Genomic DNA, 230 nt, shown 5'->3' with positions numbered 1-230 from the left:
CACGTCCGCCCGGCGCGCATTCAATTGCAGTTGCGCCTCGAGCGTGCGATCGATCAGCGCGCCGAGCGGCACCAGCAACTCGTTGCCGCCGGCCTCCAGCACGCTCAGGTGAAAGTGCAGGTCGGCGCGCACCCATTCGTCGACGTTGCGCGCGGCGGCCATCGCGCGCACCGCGCCATCGATCGCGTCGAATGCTTCGGGCGTACGGGTGCGCGCGGCGAGCGCGGCCG

The 230-nt window shown here is 71.7% G+C and carries 1 protein-coding gene; it reads right to left on the bottom strand.

The features are described from left to right. The coding region (locus tag A9Z05_RS37870) for an FCD domain-containing protein (RefSeq protein WP_256122038.1) at positions 1-230 on the bottom strand (230 nt) is incomplete at both ends.

Origin of the sequence: Burkholderia sp. A2, assembly GCF_001729305.1 — a bacterium.
GTDB classification, from domain to species: Bacteria; Pseudomonadota; Gammaproteobacteria; order Burkholderiales; family Burkholderiaceae; genus Burkholderia; species Burkholderia sola.
The sequence above is the reverse complement of the archived record's forward strand: the minus strand, read 5'-3'. Positions and strand labels throughout refer to the sequence as shown.